The organism is Sinomicrobium halophytocola (assembly GCF_052983395.1).
In genome coordinates, this window is sequence record NZ_JBRKIT010000024.1 from 362511 (window position 1) to 382919 (window position 20409).

At 40.9% G+C, this 20409-nt stretch carries 19 protein-coding genes; 9 read left to right on the forward strand and 10 right to left on the reverse strand.

All coding sequences use genetic code 11. The features are described 5' to 3' along the window. Positions 1–2: 2 nt before the first annotated feature. From ACVBDY_RS09125 to ACVBDY_RS09140, 4 genes are read right to left on the reverse strand one after another with little or no spacing between them, the layout of a single operon-like run. A complete protein-coding gene (locus ACVBDY_RS09125) occupies positions 3–431 on the reverse strand; it encodes a phage tail protein (RefSeq protein ID WP_447175167.1) in 429 nt (142 codons plus the stop codon). 41 nt (positions 432–472) lie between these two features. Continuing rightward, positions 473–2554: a phage tail sheath family protein gene (locus ACVBDY_RS09130; protein WP_447175168.1), complete on the reverse strand. Its 2082-nt coding sequence runs from the start codon at positions 2552–2554 to the stop codon at positions 473–475. A gap of 11 nt (positions 2555–2565) precedes the next feature. Beyond that, complete coding sequence (locus ACVBDY_RS09135; RefSeq protein ID WP_447175169.1) at positions 2566–3420, reverse strand: hypothetical protein; 855 nt, start codon at positions 3418–3420, stop codon at positions 2566–2568. Position 3421: 1 nt separating this feature from the next. Next, complete coding sequence (locus ACVBDY_RS09140; protein WP_447175170.1) at positions 3422–4015, reverse strand: contractile injection system cap protein; 594 nt, start codon at positions 4013–4015, stop codon at positions 3422–3424. A 168-nt stretch (positions 4016–4183) separates the two neighbouring features. Between ACVBDY_RS09140 and ACVBDY_RS09145 the strand changes: the two genes are divergently transcribed. The 4 genes from ACVBDY_RS09145 (at position 4184) to ACVBDY_RS09160 (ending at position 6903) form a co-directional block, all read left to right on the forward strand. Further along, positions 4184–4744, forward strand: coding sequence for a hypothetical protein (locus ACVBDY_RS09145; protein ID WP_447175171.1), 561 nt, complete (start codon positions 4184–4186; stop codon positions 4742–4744). Positions 4745–5169: 425 nt separating this feature from the next. Further along, positions 5170–5499, forward strand: coding sequence for a hypothetical protein (locus tag ACVBDY_RS09150; RefSeq protein ID WP_447175172.1), 330 nt, complete (start codon positions 5170–5172; stop codon positions 5497–5499). Then, the gene (locus ACVBDY_RS09155) at positions 5472–6266 is read left to right on the forward strand and encodes a sensor histidine kinase (RefSeq protein WP_447175173.1); all 795 of its coding nucleotides are present in this window, start codon (positions 5472–5474) and stop codon (positions 6264–6266) included. The genes ACVBDY_RS09150 and ACVBDY_RS09155 overlap by 28 nt, the downstream gene beginning before the upstream one ends. Continuing rightward, complete coding sequence (locus ACVBDY_RS09160; RefSeq protein ID WP_447175174.1) at positions 6259–6903, forward strand: response regulator; 645 nt, start codon at positions 6259–6261, stop codon at positions 6901–6903. The genes ACVBDY_RS09155 and ACVBDY_RS09160 overlap by 8 nt, the downstream gene beginning before the upstream one ends. 14 nt (positions 6904–6917) lie before the next feature. Here the strand turns inward: ACVBDY_RS09160 and smpB are convergent, their stop codons facing one another. The 6 genes from smpB to ACVBDY_RS09190 all read right to left on the reverse strand — a co-directional run bounded on the left by smpB (position 6918) and on the right by ACVBDY_RS09190 (position 11756). Next, the gene (gene smpB / locus ACVBDY_RS09165) at positions 6918–7376 is read right to left on the reverse strand and encodes an SsrA-binding protein SmpB (protein ID WP_447175175.1); all 459 of its coding nucleotides are present in this window, start codon (positions 7374–7376) and stop codon (positions 6918–6920) included. Positions 7377–7442: 66 nt separating this feature from the next. Continuing rightward, positions 7443–8141: a purine-nucleoside phosphorylase gene (deoD, locus tag ACVBDY_RS09170; protein ID WP_447175176.1), complete on the reverse strand. Its 699-nt coding sequence runs from the start codon at positions 8139–8141 to the stop codon at positions 7443–7445. Position 8142: 1 nt separating this feature from the next. Further along, entirely contained in the window at positions 8143–8808 is a 666-nt protein-coding gene (deoC, locus tag ACVBDY_RS09175) for a deoxyribose-phosphate aldolase (protein WP_447175177.1), read from the reverse strand. A gap of 51 nt (positions 8809–8859) precedes the next feature. Next, positions 8860–9348 carry an acyl-CoA thioesterase gene (locus ACVBDY_RS09180; RefSeq protein WP_447175178.1) on the reverse strand — a complete coding sequence of 163 codons (489 nt, stop codon included), beginning with the start codon at positions 9346–9348 and terminating at the stop codon, positions 8860–8862. 74 nt (positions 9349–9422) lie between these two features. Continuing rightward, the gene (locus tag ACVBDY_RS09185) at positions 9423–10022 is read right to left on the reverse strand and encodes a TetR/AcrR family transcriptional regulator (protein WP_447175179.1); all 600 of its coding nucleotides are present in this window, start codon (positions 10020–10022) and stop codon (positions 9423–9425) included. Between the two features lie 297 nt (positions 10023–10319). Further along, complete coding sequence (locus tag ACVBDY_RS09190) at positions 10320–11756, reverse strand: amidohydrolase (RefSeq protein WP_447175180.1); 1437 nt, start codon at positions 11754–11756, stop codon at positions 10320–10322. A gap of 210 nt (positions 11757–11966) precedes the next feature. On the opposite strand from ACVBDY_RS09190, the gene ACVBDY_RS09195 reads away from it, so the two are divergent. The 5 genes from ACVBDY_RS09195 (at position 11967) to ACVBDY_RS09215 (ending at position 20404) form a co-directional block, all read left to right on the forward strand. After that, positions 11967–12815: a DUF2911 domain-containing protein gene (locus ACVBDY_RS09195; RefSeq protein WP_447175181.1), complete on the forward strand. Its 849-nt coding sequence runs from the start codon at positions 11967–11969 to the stop codon at positions 12813–12815. A 281-nt stretch (positions 12816–13096) separates the two neighbouring features. Next, positions 13097–13909: an AraC family transcriptional regulator gene (locus tag ACVBDY_RS09200; protein ID WP_447175182.1), complete on the forward strand. Its 813-nt coding sequence runs from the start codon at positions 13097–13099 to the stop codon at positions 13907–13909. A 176-nt stretch (positions 13910–14085) separates the two neighbouring features. Continuing rightward, positions 14086–14664, forward strand: a complete 579-nt coding sequence (locus ACVBDY_RS09205) for an NAD(P)H-dependent oxidoreductase (RefSeq protein ID WP_447175183.1) — start codon at positions 14086–14088, stop codon at positions 14662–14664. A 345-nt stretch (positions 14665–15009) separates the two neighbouring features. Beyond that, positions 15010–16257: a site-specific integrase gene (locus ACVBDY_RS09210; RefSeq protein ID WP_447175184.1), complete on the forward strand. Its 1248-nt coding sequence runs from the start codon at positions 15010–15012 to the stop codon at positions 16255–16257. A gap of 91 nt (positions 16258–16348) precedes the next feature. Beyond that, positions 16349–20404 (forward strand): hypothetical protein, encoded by a 4056-nt coding sequence (locus ACVBDY_RS09215; protein ID WP_447175185.1) that lies wholly within the window; start codon positions 16349–16351, stop codon positions 20402–20404. The last annotated feature ends 5 nt before the right edge of the window (positions 20405–20409 follow it).

The following is a 20409-nucleotide window of genomic DNA, read 5'->3' on the forward strand; positions in this document are numbered from 1 at the left end:
ATCTATTCGTTTTGGATGGTTAAACCTTCGTGGACCACTTCCATGGATTCTATGGCGGTTTCGTTGCCGTCTCCCTTGAGGTCCGTAGACTGCACTTTGGTGGGCCAGGCATTTTTTATTTTCCAGGTCACCACGGGTTCGTGCTCTTCATTCAGCAGCTTTATGGTAATATCCCGGCGTTCTATGGTGTTCAGTTTTACGGTGTTCCACCATTCGTAATATTCGTTATCACTTTTGAATGTGCCTCTTTTGAGGGTGATATTGGAGAATTTCTGCATCCCCGGCATTTTTATCTTGCTGTATTCAGGGCTGGCGCCGTGACGGTATTCGATGACTTCCGTCTCCACGTCGAGTCCGGAGACTTCGGTAAATCCTATTTGCGTTCCTCCCCAGTCTACTGAGAAATGGAACTTCGGTAATGGATAGCTCATAATATTGTTGTTTTAAAGTTTTGTTTCAGTGGACTAAGAGACTAAGATTCCTGCATTTTGTGAGAGAATTTCAGGATAATGAATTCCGCAGGGCGCACTACGGCCATGCCTATTTCAATATTCATACGGCCTTCCAGGATATCCAGGGCGGTCATGGTTTGCCCCAGGCCTACGCGTACGTAAAATGCCTGTTCCGGTTTGGCCCCGGCCAGCGCCCCGGCACGCCATTGCAGGGTAAGGAAGTTCTCTATCATGGCCCTTACTTTTACCCAGGTATTGGCATCGTTGGGTTCAAAGACAAATTGTTCTGTGGCCTTCTTGGTAGATTCCTCCACCATATTAAAGAAGCGTCTAACGGGAACATAGCGCCATTCGTTGTCATTGCCCGCCAGGGTACGTGCGCCCCATACGAGGGTCCCTTTTCCGATAAATGCCCGGATGGCGTTGACAGACTTTCCGGTGGTATGTACGTTCATGCCGGCCTGTTCTTCGTGCGAAATGGTCACCGTAGGACGGATCACATAATTCAGTCCTGTGTTGGCAGGGGCTTTCCATACGCCACGGTCATTGTCCACGCGGGCATAAATACCGGCCATAGTCGCGCCGGGAGGCAATGCCACCCTGTGATTGTTTATTTCGGACAGAATGGTGTTGTAGGTGGCATTATCGAGGGGTTCTATATCGCTCAGCAAACGGCCGTTCAGTTTTCCGTTGTTCACGTCTATCGGTTCGGCTGTATTTACCTCGGCGATTATATTCCCCAGATTAGTCTCGATATCAGAAAAAAGATCCGTTATCACAGATGCTGATGTTTCGGTACTGAGATCATAAGCCAGTAATTTTTGCAGTTCCTCCAGGAAATTCAGAGTGTTGATGTGAAGTATGTTTTCCACCTTGGTACTGGTATCTGCCTGGTTGAGTTTGACCTGCAGGTCTTCGAGGTTTTTGGTGACGGCTATTATTTTGTCCGTACCTTCAAAATCGGTATTAAAAACGTCCAGCGCATCCGAGATCGCTGTTTGTATGGCACTGTTTTCTTCTGAGGATGCGATTGCCGCATGGGCTTCCTTATTCACCTGTTCTTTGGTGTCTATGACATTATTTAAATTGGTGAGCATAGAGATTACCAATGCAGAAAAATCATTGACCTTTACGGAATTGGTAGCAAAGGTACCGTCGATATCAAATCCGTCGGTATCGTCGTGCATAAAAAACAGGACTTCCCGTATTTTTCCCGTAACATTTGCCCCGCTAAGGTCTCTTAGAGCCTCGATCTGTACCGGAAGCGCTGTCGGAGCACTGATGGCATCCAGGTTTTCCTGTACGGTTGCAATGGCATTGGGATTGTAAGAGAGGTGTTCTATCACAATATCATCTCCACTGTACTGGTAGTTAAGGATGGTCTGGATAAACGGAAAATAAGTAGCTCCGTATTTCAGGTAATCCTTGTTCAGGTTGATACCGTTTCTGAGGGCGGCAAGGGGTTCCAGATCTTCGGACCCGTTGTTGTACTCCCTGTCGGAAAAGGTATCGATAATGGTAAACCTGTCCTGGAGGTCCTTGCACTGCATCAACGCGTTGTTGTACAGCGAATAGAAGTCGGAGTCAACGCCGAGGTTTGTCGCATCGGGAAAAACGATAAGTGTGGGCTCGTCTTCCTTGCGTACCACACCCAGTCCTCCGTTTAAATCGGCAAAGTCAATACCGGGAGGGGTTTCGGAATCCGTCCAATCTTCATAAGCGCCTGTGGAAACGATATAACAGGGCCCTCCGCCGTTGGCAAAGTACATCTGTAACGAATAATACATGAGATACGGGGATTTTACCGCGGGTTCCGGTACATTGATGGTACGGTTTTCCGAGCCGTCCACCAAAGCATCCTTTAATTTTACGGTGATCCCTCTTTCGTTTTGCGCCATGCCGAAGTATGTGGTATAGTCGAGCAGAGAGGTTATCCTTTTGGGTTTAAGGATCAGGTCGTCTGTCTCTACCGAAGGTTTGGACTTCGCAAATTCCGTATAGCCTATAAAGGCCGGAATGGCTGTTTCTACTTGTGCAATAGATGGCGGAAACTTGGAGATCTCCTCTATATACACACCTGGTGTTTTGTACGTTGTTGCCATAATGTTGGTTTTTAAATGAATATTTCCGAATAGGTTTTGTTCGCTACGGTCTTAATGGAATACACGGAAGGATTGGGATACCTGTATGTCCCGGCCCCGGGAGGGGGGGCGGCAAAGTCGGTATCCGGGTCTATTTCTATGAATCCGTTCTTAGTCAGCGGTTTTTCCGCCTGGGTCTCTGCCTCGAAGCCTTCCGAAGGCTTCAGGTATTTCCAGAATGTCTTCCGGTTGTCAAAATGTATTTTGAATCGGGGAACAATTGCAGGTAAATCGCCCGTGTTTTCCAGTATGTTATCATCGGGGGAATCGCCCTGCATATGAAGTTTTATACAGCCCGATATCCCGATTTTTTCACGGTCTTTCAATTCCCCGAGAAAATCCCGTGTCCCGTCTTCGCTCAGGATGTGGTTTTCATCGATAAAGACGTTTTCCGCAAACCCGGGGATATAAGCAAAGTCCATGCCTTCGGTGGCGGGCTTTACATTGGTGAGGTACAGCACCCGGTCCTTTTCGGCGGTATACCGGGTATAGTTCATAAAATACGGGTCTTTTATCCTGATGAGAAAGGTCAGGGAGGCTGTAGTGTCGATAGGGATAAACGGTTGCTGTTCGTTGTCGGGGTCTGTTTTCACCCCTATACTGAAGTGATCCTTCCGGGAACGGAAAACCAGGTTGTGACCGGCCAGGAACCGGGAAGTATCACCGGTGGGGGTGATCCCCAAGAAGGCGCGATGGTCATAGTCCTTTAACCGGATATCCTTTTCTTCGTTGTTCATGGCGTTAAATTCATCCGTACCGTCGTTGAGATGGTAATTGTGGTAGAGAAACACACGGAACAGGGTTTTATATCGGATTTGAAATGACATCTCAGTTTTTGTTTAGAGTTCCGTTTATTTCCGTGATAAGGCCTTTTTCGCCGACTATGCTGTCCTTTCTTTCTATCTGAACAATGCTCAGTTTGTACAGGGCGGAGGGAAGCTGCCTGCCCCCCAGGGTGCCCCATATGAAATTGAGTTCTTCGAAAGTAGGGGTGTAGAGTTCTATGGTAAACTTGAAGTTTTTAACATCCGCCATGGAAATACTGTCCCGGTCGTATATGGTATTGGTCTGGGTAAAGACTCTTTTGCCCTGGAAGAATTCCATTATTTTGGATACGTCTTTTAAGGATTTGTTATATGTATTCCTGTTGGCGCTGAAAAGAAGAAAGAGGTTCAGGTGAATGATCGGGTTTTTGTAGATCATCTTGTCCTGTTCATATGTATTGTTCGGAAAGTTTTTTAAAGTGGCCTCTTCATGGAAATTAATAAGGGTAAGGGCCACCTTGTCCGTCAGGTTGTCGGCATTTTCGCCCTGGGAATCCAGTATGGCGATATTTTCGAGTATTACGGACTTATCCAGGCCGGAATCTTCCAGGTACTGGTTGACCTGTTCTGTTATTATCTGCGCTATTTCAAAAAGCATTTTGTGGGATAGTTTTAATTGATATTCAAAAGTATCCCTACACCACAAAGAGTACAAGGGTGTTTTCCCCGGAATTAAAAGGGGATTTTTCCCCTTTTCGTAAAAGAGGCTTTATTCTTCATGCTTTTCTCCATACTTTTAACTAAACCAATAAAAAAAACATATATTATGAAAACTACCTTATGTAAACCGGCTGTACGATTACTGGCCTTATCTTTTTTAATCGTCCTGGGATCGTGCCAGCCTCCGAAAGTGGAAAAACCTGAAAAGACCATTGACAGGGACCGGGCTGCGAAACTGAGCAGCAGGTTTGTAGAGGAGCTCACGGAGCTTATGGAAGGAGCACAGGATACAGCCAGGCTCAACAGGATGCAAAAGGCCGGGTTTATCCCCACGGCAAAAGCGGATTTCGAACTGACCAGCCATACCTATTATACGGTAGAGGAACTGGAACACTATTTTGCCTGGGTAAAACAGGAAGCTAAAGAAAAAGGATATAAGCTGGAAGGCTACCGGTTCTATTTCGGTATTTATCCCGATGATGAAGAACTGGGAGAAAAACGGAATTTTATGACCATGTTCATCTCCCCGGCCGGAAGAAAATCGGAACGGCAGGAAGGGGCTGTGGTGAATGTGCCGTTTATGTTTTATAATGCGGCCGAGAATATTGAGGAAATTGATCCTTATAATTATGGTGGAGCTGGAGATCCGCCTAAGGCATCATATTAGTATAATTGCTCATAATTAGTCTCAATGGTCATTAGTAATGGAGTCGAGGGAATACTTTAATCCTGTTATTTCTCGACTCTGCTCGAAATGACAGTACAAGGTTAAATTTGGAAACACTTACAATAAGTATTAGATATATAGCTCTTTTATCCGCTATTATAGCTACCCTTGCATATTCAAGATATGCAAGGGGAAGAGCTAAATATTTTTTATATTCTATTTGGTTTACCGTGATAACGGAATTTTCGTATAAAATAGTTTATTATCAAATTTTAGACGGTAAATATCCAATTCATTTTATTGTCAATACGTACACCGTAGTTCAATTCCTTTTTTATTTCTTTTGGTATAGATACCTAATAAAAATGACACATTATAGGAATTGGATTTTGATAATGGGATTCCTCTTTATGGTGTTTAATATTTTGAATACTATCTTCTTACAGGATTTTATTTATGAAAGACAAACCTATTCGTATATTATAGGAACTATTTTTGTTATTATTTCGATCTGTCTCTATTTTGTGGAAGTATTCAATGATGATTTTATCCTTCACTTTCAACGTTCTGTTTATTTTTGGTTTAGCCTGGGGATTTTGCTATTCTTCATTCCCTTTCTTCCCTTTATGATTGCTTCGGAATTTTTCCATTACGGGGGCGATTTGTATTCTTTGGTTATCTTTATACTCAACGTAGTAATGCACAGTTGTTTTGTTATAGGCGTATTATGGAGCAAAAAGAAGTACAATTACTGATCCTGGCCTCATCCATCATCCTTTTGATGTTGCTGGTGGCCCTTGTCATCATCTTTTCTTTGTTCCACCGGAGGAAGACCAAGCTTCTTATCCAGAAAGCGGAAGACAAAAAATACTTCGAAGAAGAACTCGCCAAGACCCAAACGGAAATACAGGAACAGACCCTGAAAAACGTAAGTTGGGAACTGCATGACAATATTGGTCAGTTGCTTTCCGTCGCGAAGATGCAGCTCAATATGTTGGAACGCGAGGTCCCGGATGCGCAAAAGAAACAATTTGCGGAAGCCACGGAGGTCCTGGGCAGGGGAGTCAGTGAAATACGGCAGTTATCGCATTCCCTGAATGCCGATTTTATTCTGAATGTAGGTCTGGAAGAAGCCCTGAGGGCCGAGGCCACCCGCTTTAAACGGCTCAATTTTCTCAAGATCGACTTTAAGGTAAAAGGGGAACCCATGCCTATGGATAAAAAGGACGAGGTTATCGTCTTTCGCATTTTCCAGGAATGTTTTTCCAATTGTATCAAGTATTCCAAGGGGACCTTATTGTCGATTTTTATGCAATACTCCCCGGAAGATATCCTGGTTTCCGCGACGGATAACGGCATTGGGTTTGACATGCAGGAAGCGGGGGACGGGGTAGGTGTTCTCAATATGCGAAGGAGAGCGGAGCTCATCGGGGCAAAATTATCCATAAAAGCTAAAAAAAATGAAGGAGTTTCAGTAACTTTGGTTTATCCCTTTAAACCAACCAAAACCCAAAATGAATAAGAATGGTATTGCCATAGTCGATGATCATTTACTTTTTGCACGATCCTTAACTTCCCTTGTTTCCACCTTCGAAAAATATGAGGTGCTTTTTCACGCCATGAATGGCAAGGAATTCATTGCCCGGATGGATAGCCGGGAAAACTATCCGGACCTGGTGCTCCTTGATATCAATATGCCGGTAATGGACGGTCTGGAGACCATGGCATGGCTCAAAGAGCATTGCCCGGGCCAGAAGGTACTTGCCCTCTCCATGGACGACCGGGAAGAAACCATTATAAAAATGCTCCGCCTGGGAGCAAAGGGCTACCTGCTGAAGGACATTCACCCCAATATTTTTGAAAAAGCGATAGACGATGTACTGACCAAGGGATTCTATTTTTCGGATAGGATCACTAACACCATCCTGGATTCAATAGACAAAAAGGACAATTCTTCCGGATTTCACCTTAAGGACAGAGAAGTACAGTTCCTGAAACTGGCCTGTACGGAACGCACGTATAAAGAGATAGCGGAAGACATGTTCCTTTCTCCTAAAACCATCGATGGTTATCGCGAGGTGCTCTTTGAAAAGTTGGAAGTGAAGAGCAGGATAGGACTGGTATTGTACGCTATAAAAAACAAGCTTATTGAGGTTTAGAAAGCAATAATCTTTTATTTGTACGCTTTTTTGATCCGGTCCAGGTTTCGTTTGTTGTCCCTGTCCTTGATCGTTTCCCTTTTATCATACGTCTTCTTTCCTTTCGCGAGGGCTATTTCTATCTTAGCCAATCCGCGGTCGTTGATGAACAGGCGCAGGGGAACAATGGTAAGTCCCACGTTTTTCACTTCCTTATTCAGTTTCCGAAGTTCGTTTTTGTTCAACAGAAGTTTACGTTCACTGCGGGGCTGGTGATTGTAGTGTGTGCCATGCGTGTATTCTTCGATATACATATTGACAACGAAAAGCTCTCCTTTATCATTGAATTCACAAAAACTCTCCGCAATGGACGCTTTGCTGAGACGTATGGATTTTATTTCCGTTCCGGTAAGGACAATTCCGGCTACGTATTTATCCAGCAATTCGAATTCAAAGCGGGCACGTTTGTTTTGTATGTTGATCTTTTTTTGCATAAGGACAGCAAAAGTAATAACTATTATCGGAATTACGATACTTTGAATTTGGAACCTTCGATGTGATTATGCAAGTTCCAGGGCAAGTGTTACCATTTCTTCCAGTGAAGTCTGTCTTTCTTCTGTAGTAATGCTTTCCCCGGTGACCAGATGATCGGTAACGGTAAGGATGGCCAGCGCCTGTACTCCGAATCTGGCAGCTATCGAATAAAGTGCGGCGGTTTCCATTTCCACACAAAGCACCCCGTATTCCGCCCATTTTTTATAGTAATCCGGGTCATTGTCATAAAAGATATCACTGGTAAGGATGTTTCCGGCCTTTATGGCAATCCCGCCCGACTCGGCAGTTTTGACGGCTTTGATAAAAAGCTGGTAATCCGCAGCAGGGGCAAAGCTGTCCTGGTTAAAATGGATACGGTTGATATTGCTATTTGTGGATGCCGACATGGCCAGCACAATATCCCGGACCTTAACATGGGGCTGGTACGATCCGGCGCTTCCTATGCGGATAAGTTGTTTTGCTCCGTAGTCGTTTATTAACTCGTGTGTATAAATACTTATGGAAGGTATTCCCATGCCGGTGCCTTGTACGGACACCTTTTTTCCGCGATAAGTGCCTGTATAGCCATACATACCGCGTACATCGTTGTACTGTACTGCATTTTCGAGAAAATTATCCGCTATCCACCGTGCCCTGAGCGGGTCGCCGGGGAGTAATACGGTTTCTGCAATATCTCCTTTTTCTGCTCGTATGTGTAAACTCATATCAATAAGATTCATTAGAGGCGTACCCTTCCACAATGGCGATACCGCTGGAGGTACCGATACGGGTAACCCCCAAATCTATGTATTTTTTGGCAACCTCAAAACTTTTTATACCTCCGGATGCTTTTAGCTGTACGCGGCCTTTTACCGCAGTCCGCATTAATTCTATGTCATGAAAAGTGGCTCCGCCGCTCCCGAAACCTGTGGACGTTTTCACAAAATCGGCCCCGGCATCTGCTACGAGGGTGCTGGCCAGTGTTTTTTCCTTGTCATCGAGGTAACAGGTTTCTATAATGACTTTGAGGATCCGGGTCCCGATGGCCTTTTTTATGGCATTGATCTCCTGAAGTACTTTTCCGGGGTTACCGGATTTTAGCCACCCGAGGTTAAGTACCATATCTATCTCATCGGCACCGTCTGCAACAGCCTGTTCGGCTTCGAACAATTTAGACCTATTGCTCATAGCACCGAGGGGAAAACCGACAACGGAACATACATGCACATCGGTGTAATCTATCAGTAATTCCCGGGCCTGGAGAACATGGCAACTGTGTACGCAAACAGAATAAAAACGATAATCGGCAGCTTCCTGACACAATTTTTCTATATCCCTCAAGGTTGCCGTTGGTTTTAAGAGGGTATGATCTATATACTGGTTTATGCGCATATCGGATACATCGGGTATTTATTTGATCGGCGGGAATTCCGGCGATACCTATCATGCCATTTTCGGAGAACGGAAACTCAGGTGGCGTTCCTCAAAGGTAGTGTTTTTTACCGGGAGCATAACTTCACGGAAAAGCTCAAGGAATTCTTCGGCATGCTTTTGTACCCTGTTAGTTTGGAGGTTAAAGTGAACGAAATTCACCCATGCCAGTGATTTAAGGACGGTCTTGTCCTTGTTCCACATGCGGGCTTCTACCAGGAGGTGTTTATCGGAGTATTGAATAAGTTGTGTTTCTATAACTATTTCCTCCATAGTAAAAACGGGTTTCAGATAGGCTACCTGGCTGCTGCTTACCACCCATCCGAGCCCTTGCTCCCTGACGATACGGAATATGTCCAGGTCATACTGTTCCAGCAACTGGTCTTCACGGGCATTGATGTAATAATCCAGGTACCTGGCATTATTAAGATGGTTGAAGGGATCACAGTCCTGAAACCTTATTTTCGTCCTGCTTTCTAAAATACTCGGTCTTTTTTCCATGTTTACCTGTTTATTTTTGTACCAAATGGTATATTATTATTTAAAAAATTCAGGAAGGTATTTTCTTAATGGCATTAAGCATTGCGCCATTCTCCGTGAATAATACGTTTCAGTATTTTTGTAGTACTAAGGATATAGGATGTATCGTCCATGGTAAGGCTCATGAAAATAGCCCCTTCGATCATGCTGAACATCTGCCGTGCGCTTTCTGAAGCATTGAGATTAGCTTTCAGTTCCCCGCTACTTTTACCTTCTTCTATGATATCTGCCAGGCTTTTTTCGATTTTACGTATAATGTTACGGACGCCATGCAGCAGTTTTTCGTTCTGGTGATTGGAATCTACCCCTATATTGAGTATAGGGCATCCGCCCATTGCCCTGGAAAAATCGGAGTACTTACTGTAAAAATCCACAATGAGCAGGAGTTTTTGCAGGGGAGAGGAGCCCTTTTCCTGGTATTCCCTTACCTGTTGAAGTACATGTCTTACATTGAATCGGAAGGCTTCTATGGCCAGTTCTTCCTTATTCTTAAAATTTCCGTATATCGCTCCCTTGGTCAGTCCGGTAGCTCCTGTAATGGTACTCATACTGGTAGCGGCATAGCCGTTCCTATTAAAAATAGGAGCCGTGGTTTCAATAATAAACCTGGAAGTTCTCTCTGATTTTGTTAACATAATAAAGGGTAATTATATGCAAATATAATAAAATATACCAATTGGTATTTATGGATTTCAGAACAAAGGAGAATATTTTTTAAGAATCAGCGCTAAATTGTCGGCTACAAATACACGGATGTTTACAAGTGCTCCCGTACTCCAGGCGGTTAACGGGATTGCTTAGCTTCTGAAAAATTGTATTCCGGGTTAATGAGGTATTCGGTTATTGGGGCACTAAGAGACTGTCGAAGTTTTTCTATGTTGTCTAAATAACCCTAATAACCGAATAACTCATTGACTAAGTGACAGAGAAAATTATTTACTGTCCAGCGGAGGTGGTCCGTCGGGCAGGATGGCCTTATATTCGGAATCTCCTTTTCGTTCACGGAATTCCTTTTTGACCCCTTCTACTTTTTCCGGGTCTTCGAACAGGTCTAATGCTGTCATGGCAAGCACTTTGGCGGCATATGACATCCCTTTGTGCCCTATGGACATACCGCCACAGGCTACTACAGCCCAGGAGTGCCAGGGGGTGTCCTTTGGCGCGGTAGTAACCCCCAGTCGTATTTCCGGGACCACCCAGCTAACATCGCCCACATCGGTAGAACCACCGCCGGGATGTTCCAGGGTTTCTTCGAGAGGACGGATTTCACTGTCCATACCAACAAGAGGTTTTCCGGTAGCTTCCTGTATTTTTTTTGCAAAAGCCGTTTCTTCTTCCGTATAGGTTATAGATCCCAACAGCTCAAGGTTTTTTTGCATAATGGCCCCTCCGGTGCGGTTGACCAGCACTTCGTGGAGCCCGGATACCAGGGAGATCTTATATTCTACACCGGCCATCATTGCCGCTCCTTCCGCGATCTTTTTTACTCTTTCGTAAACTTCCATTACACCATCCCGTTTGGTATCACGGACCCTCGTCCATACCCTGGCATATTCGGGGACTACATTAACCACCTGTCCGCCATCCTGTATGTGGTAATGTATACGGACCGTCGGTTTGACATGTTCCCGGAGAAAATTGAGCCCGGTCGTGTACAGTTCCATGCCATCGGCGGCACTGCGGCCGTTCCAAGGATCGGCGGAAGCGTGGGCGGCTTGTCCGTAGAATTCCACAATGAAGTCTACCAGTGCGAGGGAACTTTGCACATTGGCCATGGTTTCTGCGGAAGGGTGCCAGTCCAGGCATACATCCAGGTCGCTGAACAGTCCCTCACGGGCCATCCAGAGCTTGCCGAAAAACTTTTCTTCAGCAGGGGTACCGTAAAACTTGATGGTTCCCTTGAGCTTGCCTTCCGCCATAAGTTCCTTTATAGCTATGGCAGCACCCAGGCTTCCCGTTCCGAAGAGATTGTGTCCGCAACCATGCCCGGGTTTTCCTTCCTCCAAAGGTTCTTTTTCAGGTTGCGCTTTCTGGGATATTCCCGGCAGGGCATCAAATTCACCCAGGATACCTATTACCGGGCTTCCGGAGCCATAGGTGGCTACAAAAGCGGTAGGCATTCCGGCGACACCGCGCTCAACGGTAAAATCATTGGCTTCGGCATAATCGGCCAGCAACTTGGAAGATTCTGTTTCGTCAAAAGCAGTTTCGGCATGTGCCCAGATCTTGTCACTAATAGTAATAAGTTCCTTTTCATGAGCCTCTACGGACCCGATGACCGCTTTTTTGGCCGGAGTCATTCCTTTTTGTGCAAGGGCGGAAAAAGCGCAGCATAGAAACAATGCCAGTAAAGGGGAGAATGTTTTCATAAAGTATTGGTTTATAAATGAGTTAGTTTTCCTAAAGTACAAAATGAAAAGTCTATTTCCGAATTGCCGAAAACGATTTTTCAATACCACAAAAGAAGGGGATTAAGATTGCAGGAAAAGTAAAGTTTAGCCTTCGTGAATTGTATTTCTTCATTATCTTTAAGGCGAAAATAGTATTCATTAATAATAACTAATTCAATATCAATAACCATGAAAAAACACATTTTAGCGCTATGCGGTTTTGCAATTGCTTCCGTGATGGCTACAGCACAAGTAAAGACTCCGGCTCCGAGTCCGTCTTCAAAAGTTGAACAAACAGTGGGACTGACAGATATTTCCCTGGAATATTCCCGTCCTGCTATGCGGGGAAGAACTATTTTCGGCAGCCTGATCCCTTACGGAAAAGTATGGCGTACCGGCGCCAATGAAAACACAAAGATCACTTTTAGTGACGATGTTAAGATAGGAGGGAAGGAACTGAAAAAAGGCAGCTATGCTATTTATACTATTCCCAATGCCTCTTCGTGGGAGGTTATATTTTACAGCGATACCAATAACTGGGGAAATCCGCAGGAATGGGACGACAGTAAAGTAGCATTGAAAACAACCATAACACCGGACAACCTTCCTTTTGATATCGAGTCTTTTACGATATTATTCGGGGATATTACCAATAATTCGGCAGAACTCGGTATCATGTGGGCAAATGTGTATGCAGGAGTGGAAATAGAAGTACCTACAGAAACTAAAGCCGTAGCAAGTATAGAAAGTACGCTCAACGGTCCTTCTGCCCGCGATTATTTTTCTTCTGCGGTATATTACCTGGAGGAAGGTAAAGACATTAAAAAATCCAAGGAATGGATAGATAAAGCGTTATCCATGCAAGAAGAAGCCCCTTTCTGGATGTTGCGTCAAAAATCATTGATCTACCATAAAGCGGGAGATAAAAAGGGAGCTATCGAAGCTGCAAAACAATCCCTTGCTGCGGCAGAAAAGGCAGGTAATGCGGATTATGTGAAACTGAATAAGGATGCATTGCAGGAGTGGGGAGCCAAGTAGTATTCACTCTTAAAGACGGTAAAAACCGTTTAATTCGTCATTCCGGGCGGAATTGGGGGCATTCGGGCTTCCCGGTTCCGCCCGGAATGATACTGCTTTAATCTCTTTATGCAATAACTATTTTACGGAGACACACGGAGGTTTCACAAAGGGCCCAAAAAAGCTCAATTCAAATCAAAATACCGAAAATTACGGTAATGTTCTGTATTTTATATATTGAACTCGTTTAAAAATTAACGCTTGACCAGTAAGCAAATAAAAACAATTGATCGGCCATAAAAATGTCAAACTCCGGGACATATGAATCCTATCGTATTCCGGTACCTCCTGAGTTCCTGGAAGTATTTACACATTTCTACTTTGCAGCAAACCGCTCGGAAGAAAATATACGCAAAAGCCTTTTACCTTCATATCAAACCATACTGATATTCAATTTTGGCGGAAAGACCTTAATACAATCCGGAGAAGAGCAGACGGAGATAGGGAAATGCTTATTGCTGGGGCCGGTAAAAAAAGTTTTTGACTACACCCTTGTACCCGGTTCGGAAATCCTGGTTGCCAATTTTAAGGATGATGCTTTTTTTCGTTTTTTCGGGAATGTTTTAATAAAAGAAAGAATAGCGGTCCACCCGGACCATTTAACGGGCGACAACTGTTTTTCCGGGTTATGGGCCGAACTCAAAAACTTGCCTGCGAATAAGGGCCGGGTAGATTTTATTCTCGATTTTTGCCGGCCATATCTGAAGGACAGGAATGTTCTTGCAAGCCTCCTAGTCAATTTCCGAGCTGAAAACCTGGATATTATCAAAACCCTTGCGGAAGAAACCGGGCAGACCGAAAGGAATATCCAGATTCAGCATAAAAGACAACTCGGATATTCCGCAAAAGAGATACGCCGTTATTACCGGTTTTTAAAGGCTATTGAAATGTTGCAACAGCATGTGCCGGTATCTGACATTAACTGGTTTGAGGTGATCCATACGTGCGGATACTACGATCAAAGCCAGCTTATACGTGATTTTAAATACTACCTGGGGCTCACCCCGGTGAAGTACCTCAAATTCCAGAAGGAGATCTGCAATCCCGTAAGCTGAATTTCGTTTTCTTACAATTTCAGGAATTTCGTGTGTTCTACTTTTATCTTATCAACATTAAAAGTAGAAAAGATGAAACCGACATGATAAAAATAATCATTAAACACACAGGGGTAATGATTATTTTTATCATTTAAGGTTTCATGTGACCATTAAAAAACGATAAAAATAAGCACATGAAACATTTAATTATTTATGCACATCCCAATCCGGAAAGCGCGAACGCATGGTTGAAAAAGAACCTGGAGGATTACCTGAAAAGAAACGGGCACAAAGTACGCACAAGGGATCTATACCGGATTCGGTTCAACCCGGTACTTTCCCTTAGTGATGTTCAGGGACAGCGCAAGGGGGTTGTTGCCGACGATGTAAAGGCCGAGCAGGAATATATCTCCTGGGCAGATTGTATAACGTTTATTTATCCTGTCTGGTGGACCGGTCTTCCGGCAATGATGAAGGGGTATATAGACAGGGTATTCAGTTATGGTTTTGCATACCGGTATGACAATGGAGTACAGAAAGGGCTTCTCAGCGGGAAAGATACAGTAATCGTGAACACCCATGGAAAATCTGCAGAAGAATACAGACAAACGGGAATGGACAGGGCGTTGGCTCTTACTTCGGATTCGGGGATTTACACGTACTCCGGACTGAAAATTGTTAAACATTTTTATCTGGACCGTGCGGACCGTGCTACGGGAACGGACCTGGAGCGGTGGTTGAAAACGGTACTGGAAACCTATACGGCAGGTTAATACATTAAAAACTGATGAGATAAAGAAGGGTGCATGCAAGGGGCTTTAATACTCCGTAGGCAGAAGTAAGGTACGGCCTATAAAATAAATTTTCAGTAAAAATACATCAAAGATTAAAAACAGGTAAAACGGTTGTAAATAAAGGCTTTACAGCCGTTTTGTGTTTTTTTGTAATGCGGTAAAAAGCAGAAAAAAGCGAGGTTTGGCAAAAGTAAGGTTACTAAAACGTTACTTTTAAATATCGAAAATGAATGCTTTAATAGTTTGTATTTCAGCTTTTTGCACAGTTTTTCATATTGTTCCGTGGCTCACATAAGTTTAATTTTATCATTAAGAATCGTGAGTATGGAAACGACAAAAAAATCAACGTTTAAGGTACTGTTCTACCTTAAAAAGAATGCCCCAAAGAAAAACGGATTAGTTTCTATTATGTGCCGAATTACCGTAAACGGTACACAGACTGCATTCAGTACCAAACTGGATACTTCTTCAACAAATTGGGATTTGAAATATGGCAGAGTTTTAGGAAAAAGCCGAGAAGCCCAGCAGGTAAACAGTAAACTTGACAAAATACGTTTGGGCATCGAGGAATGTTATTCCAAAGTCCTGAAAAACGACGGAACGGTAAACAGTGCAAAACTTAAAAATGCCTTTTTAGGTATGGAAAGCGGAGAACTTACCTTTTTCAAATTCTACGAACAATTTCTTTCAGATTTCGAGAAAAAAGTTAATAGTGGACTTAGAGTTATAGGCTCTTACCGAAGATATAGAACACTCTTAAAACATCTTCGCAATTTTGCTCGTGTAAAATATGGTTATACAGATTTAACATTTAATGACCTTACTTGTGATTTTGTACAGGACTTTGATTACTATTTGCGTGATGACCAAAATTTAGGGCATAATACCATTTGGATTTATATGATTGGCTTTACAACAGTTTGTCGATTGGCAATGAGCAGAAAACATCTTGCTTTCAATCCGTTTAGTGAATACAAAAACACCAAAAAAGATAAAGACCGTGGCTATCTACTACGAAATGAATTGGAACAACTTGTAACATTCAACTGTGCTACAAAGAAAGATGAATTGGTAAAAGACCTGTTTGTTTTCAGTTGCTTCACGGGGCTTTCCTATTCAGATATGAAAGGACTTAAAAACAGTAATATCCGAGATTTCTTTGACGGTAACCGATGGATTATCATACGCAGAAAAAAGACATCAACATCATCCAATGTAATGCTGTTGGATATTCCTAAAATGATTATCGAGAAATACTCAGGATTTTCAAAAGATGGCAAGGTGTTTCTTGTTCCCTCGAACACGGTCTGCAATGATAGTTTGAAACGAATATCCAAACTTATCGACTGTCTTAAAGAAAAGAAAGTAACTTTTCATTTGGCACGGCACACTTTCGCTACGCTGTTTTTAAGCGAGGGTGTTCCGCTTGAAAGCTTGAGCAAAATGTTAGGGCATAAGAATATTGCCACTACACAGATTTATGCCAAGATACTCAACGAGAAAGTTGCAAAGGATATGGAAAAAGTATCACATAAATTTAAAAGTATGGAAAGCTCTTTTAGGCAAATGTAACTCTATCACGCATTTTCTTTATTGGTAAAAAAATGAGGCAACTATATTCGTAAATTTATAGCCTAACAATATTATCAATTCAGAATTTCTAATGTCAGCAATAGCAGCCTTACGTGGTTATAGAACCCAATTTTTATATTCATTATATCACATCTTATCCTCCTTGTCAAAAGACCTTGTATTTAGATTGGAAGGAGAAGAAGATTTAGACGTATTGGATGGTAGTGGTCAACTTTTATATGCCATACAATTAAAGAATTTAGGAAGATCAATTACATTATCTGATATTCTATCCGAGCATAAAACTTCATTCATTAAGAGGTTTTTAGCTAAATATTCAGACGCAATTCCAATATTGGTTTCTTATGGTGAAATAAGCCAAGAGCTAAAGAATTGGGAAAAGCATAAAGATACTGTTTCCGAAAAACAGAAAACAATTCTGAAAAAATATAAGATAACAACAGATGAATGGAAATTGGTTAAAAGTAAAGCTCAATTTATAGAGATTAGCGAGGAAGAGATTGCTGAAGAAATTGAAAAAATGATTAAAAGTAATTTCCCTGAAGTTGATCCTATTCCTACAATAGGATTTCTGTTGAACTGGTTACAGTTTATTGCAGAAAAACAACATCCTACAACTACTAAGGATTTTTATAGCAAGATTCAGGATTTTGCGATATATATAACGGAGAGAATTGCTGTTCATAATCAATATGGCGTAGTATTAAAACCATTGCATAAGGTTTCTACAGAAAATGCTAATCAAACGCTTTTAGAAAAAGAATTCTACAATGCGACTTTAACCAGGTATGAACACATTTTGTTGGGTCTTGATGTTAATAGGGCAAAATATCTGGAACTAATAAATGATGAGTTAAAAGACAATAACACTATTATACTTAAAGGTGCGTCTGGTCAAGGGAAGACAGCTTTATTGTATAGTTATGTTCATAATTATGTCAATGATTGGCTTTCTTACGAATTGAATATTCAACAAGAGCCCATTACAACTCAACAGTCAATCCAAGCTATTGCTTCTATAAGTAGGAAACTGGAAGTTCCAACCGTATTTGTAATCAATGTAAATCCCAATTCAACAGATTGGCTCCAGATAATAAAAGAATCTGCCCATTTAAATCATATTAGGTTTTTAGTAGCCATAAGGAATGAAGATTGGTACAGGGCATCGGCAATCGGAGTAGAATTTGAGCATAAAGAAATAGACTTATCCTTATCTAATGAAGAAGCGGAAATTATCTACACTAAATTAAACGAACGAAATAAAATTACACATTTTACAGACTTTGAACAGGCTTGGATTCAAATTGGTGATGATGCCCCACTGTTAGAATTTGTGTATTCCATTACTCAGGGAAGCTCGTTACAAAATAAGCTGAAACAACAGATTCAACAGTTGCGTAACGAAAGTCATCAAGGTCGTAATCCGCAGATTGAGTTTTTAAGAATTGTGAGCCTTGCTGATTCTTTAGGAGCTAAGATTGATGTATCTAAATTAGATTCAAACATTGATTATCAATTTATAATCGAAAAGTTAGAGAATGAATATTTAGTCCAGAAATCATTGAATGGGAAATACATTCAGGGATTACATCTAATTCGTTCACAGAAGTTAGTGGAAATACTTTTTGATGAATTTACAACGTATAAAGAAGAATATGCTTATAAGTGTGTTCCGCTGATAGACGAGAAAGATTTGTACTTGTTCTTATTACAAATGTTCCATCTTGAAATACTGAAGCCTAATCAATTTGTTACTGATTTAAACAATAAAATTGTTGTAAGGAATTGGTCTATATATACTTCAATTTTAAATTCTTTTATATGGCTGGGCACTAAAAATTATGTTGAAAATAACCGTAAAGTTATAGATGAATGCAGAACCATTTGTGGTGGTGTTTGGACAATGTTTACAGACTTTCTGTTTGGAAGCAATTATGACAAAAATGGAATGCTTGATATACTGAAAGTGGATGACGAACGGAGAGAAAAAATAAATGACATCAATCAGAGATTATTACCTAATCAGAATGTTTTCAATTTAGCAGCTGAAGTCATCCATAAACTTGACTTTCCAGAAGAAATACCTTTAACCATATTTGGATGGAAATCTTTTGGAGAAGCATTATTTTGGCTTAAAAACATACGCAATCAAAAAGAGAAATTACCACCATTTGCAGAAATTACCTATGAATCTGCATTCAAAATAATGGATAGTAAAAGCTTATCTAAATTGATGTTAGGTATGTATTCTTATTCAGTAGAAATGGATGCTATACGAAAAAAGTATCTTGATATTTTCGTCGAACAAATAAAAAAAGAATTTGATGTAATCCATTTATCTGTAGATGACAACGAAGTGAATGTACATTACATCATTGATATTCTAAAAAATGATGTAGAAAGGTCAACCAATGATTTTATTGTATATGTTTTAGATGTTATCAGAACCGCTCTTCCAGACAAAAAACAATTTAATTCCCAAGGATATGGTCATCGTTTACAAACTTTAGGAGTGGATTATGATGATACACACAAAACAATATCTATCGAAAATCTTCCTTTAGAAGAATGGGTAAATATCAATTCCTCAATCATCAAACTATATGAATATCAATTAAGACCAGAAGATTGGAATGATTACACGAATCAACTAAATGACTGGGAAATAAATATCAAAGATAAAATCAAAGAGTTTAATACCTTATTTGAGAAATTGTTTAAAGGCAGTGTAAATTATATGCCCGTAGTTCCAATTATGCAGAATATGCTTTTTGAAAGATCGGAAGGCATCAAAGAGCCTAAATTTATTACAGATCCATTAGGTATTTATGGCGGTAAGAAAAAAGGAGCAACCAATGAAAATGAAAGAGAGCAACGTAATAAAAAGTTGCAATCGAAATACGAATTGTTCTTTAAAAGTGTTTCAGACTTTAGAGGAGATATAGAAAATTTTATCCAGCAGTCAGCCGGTACATTATATTCAAAGGCTAAATTAAAAACTGATGAAGAGCATATACACGATGAGAATACCGAACGTTTATCTCAAATCAATCTTTACAATGCAATTGAAAAGCTTCAAGTTTATAATAGTCAATACAACACTATCTTAGGGAATATTGATAATACACATCATTCAAAAATCGAAACGAATACCTTATTTACTACAGCTTCAATATGGAAAGATTTTTTGAATAATAATAGTAAAGGAGAACGGTCAGCAAAACGGATTTTTAAGCTAAAATCAGATTTCGAAAACAAAATAATAAAAGACTTTAAACAGGCTTCAAAATCCAATTCTTTTTCAATCAGGTATATTAATAATAAGACAACGAATGATAAGCCTATTATTTTAATTGATGGAGAAAGTCCTTTTTGGGCGTTAATGGGGTATAAAGAAGCTTATCAAATTGTACAACAGACAATAGATAATCCTGAATACACAAGTTTGAAATATTTGATGCTACAATTTTGGTTTTCGAATTTTTATTTCATCCAGACCATTCAGAAAAAAAGCCTAAACAATCAATGGAATGAAGTCAGATTATACAACATAAAAGATAAGTTGTTTGAAGAATTATCTTTAATTAATTCGATACCACAACCGATTGAGGCAAAAATTATTGAAAATCTGAATATTGAGGGATGGGTAAATTTATATCCGGAGTTTAATGATATAACTAAAGCTACGGAAGTGTATGGGAAAGTACTTTTGTTGACAGATCACTTTTACGATTTGAGATTGTTTGATGAAATTGAACTGACGGAATCCGATCAAGAGAAATTACAGCAATACATACAAAAAATAGGTTTAGAGTTACAGGAATCTTTTCAAACAATACTAGATTCATTAGTTGTATGGATCAATATGTTTCCATTTGACGAAGACAGTTACCTTGATAGTGAAGAAGAGCAAGAATATCTTAAAGCAATGATAAATATTAAAGACCATATTTTCCCTGAACCAAAAGGAGATGAAGAAGATTATCAATTGGTAATGAATATGGAAATAATATCTAAATGGGTTGAGCGATTAAAAATATGTACAGAGAGTTGGGGAATATTTATACTATTGCTTTATGGGAAGTACATTGATAAATTTAATCGCATTGGTAGTTTTTCAAGATAAATATT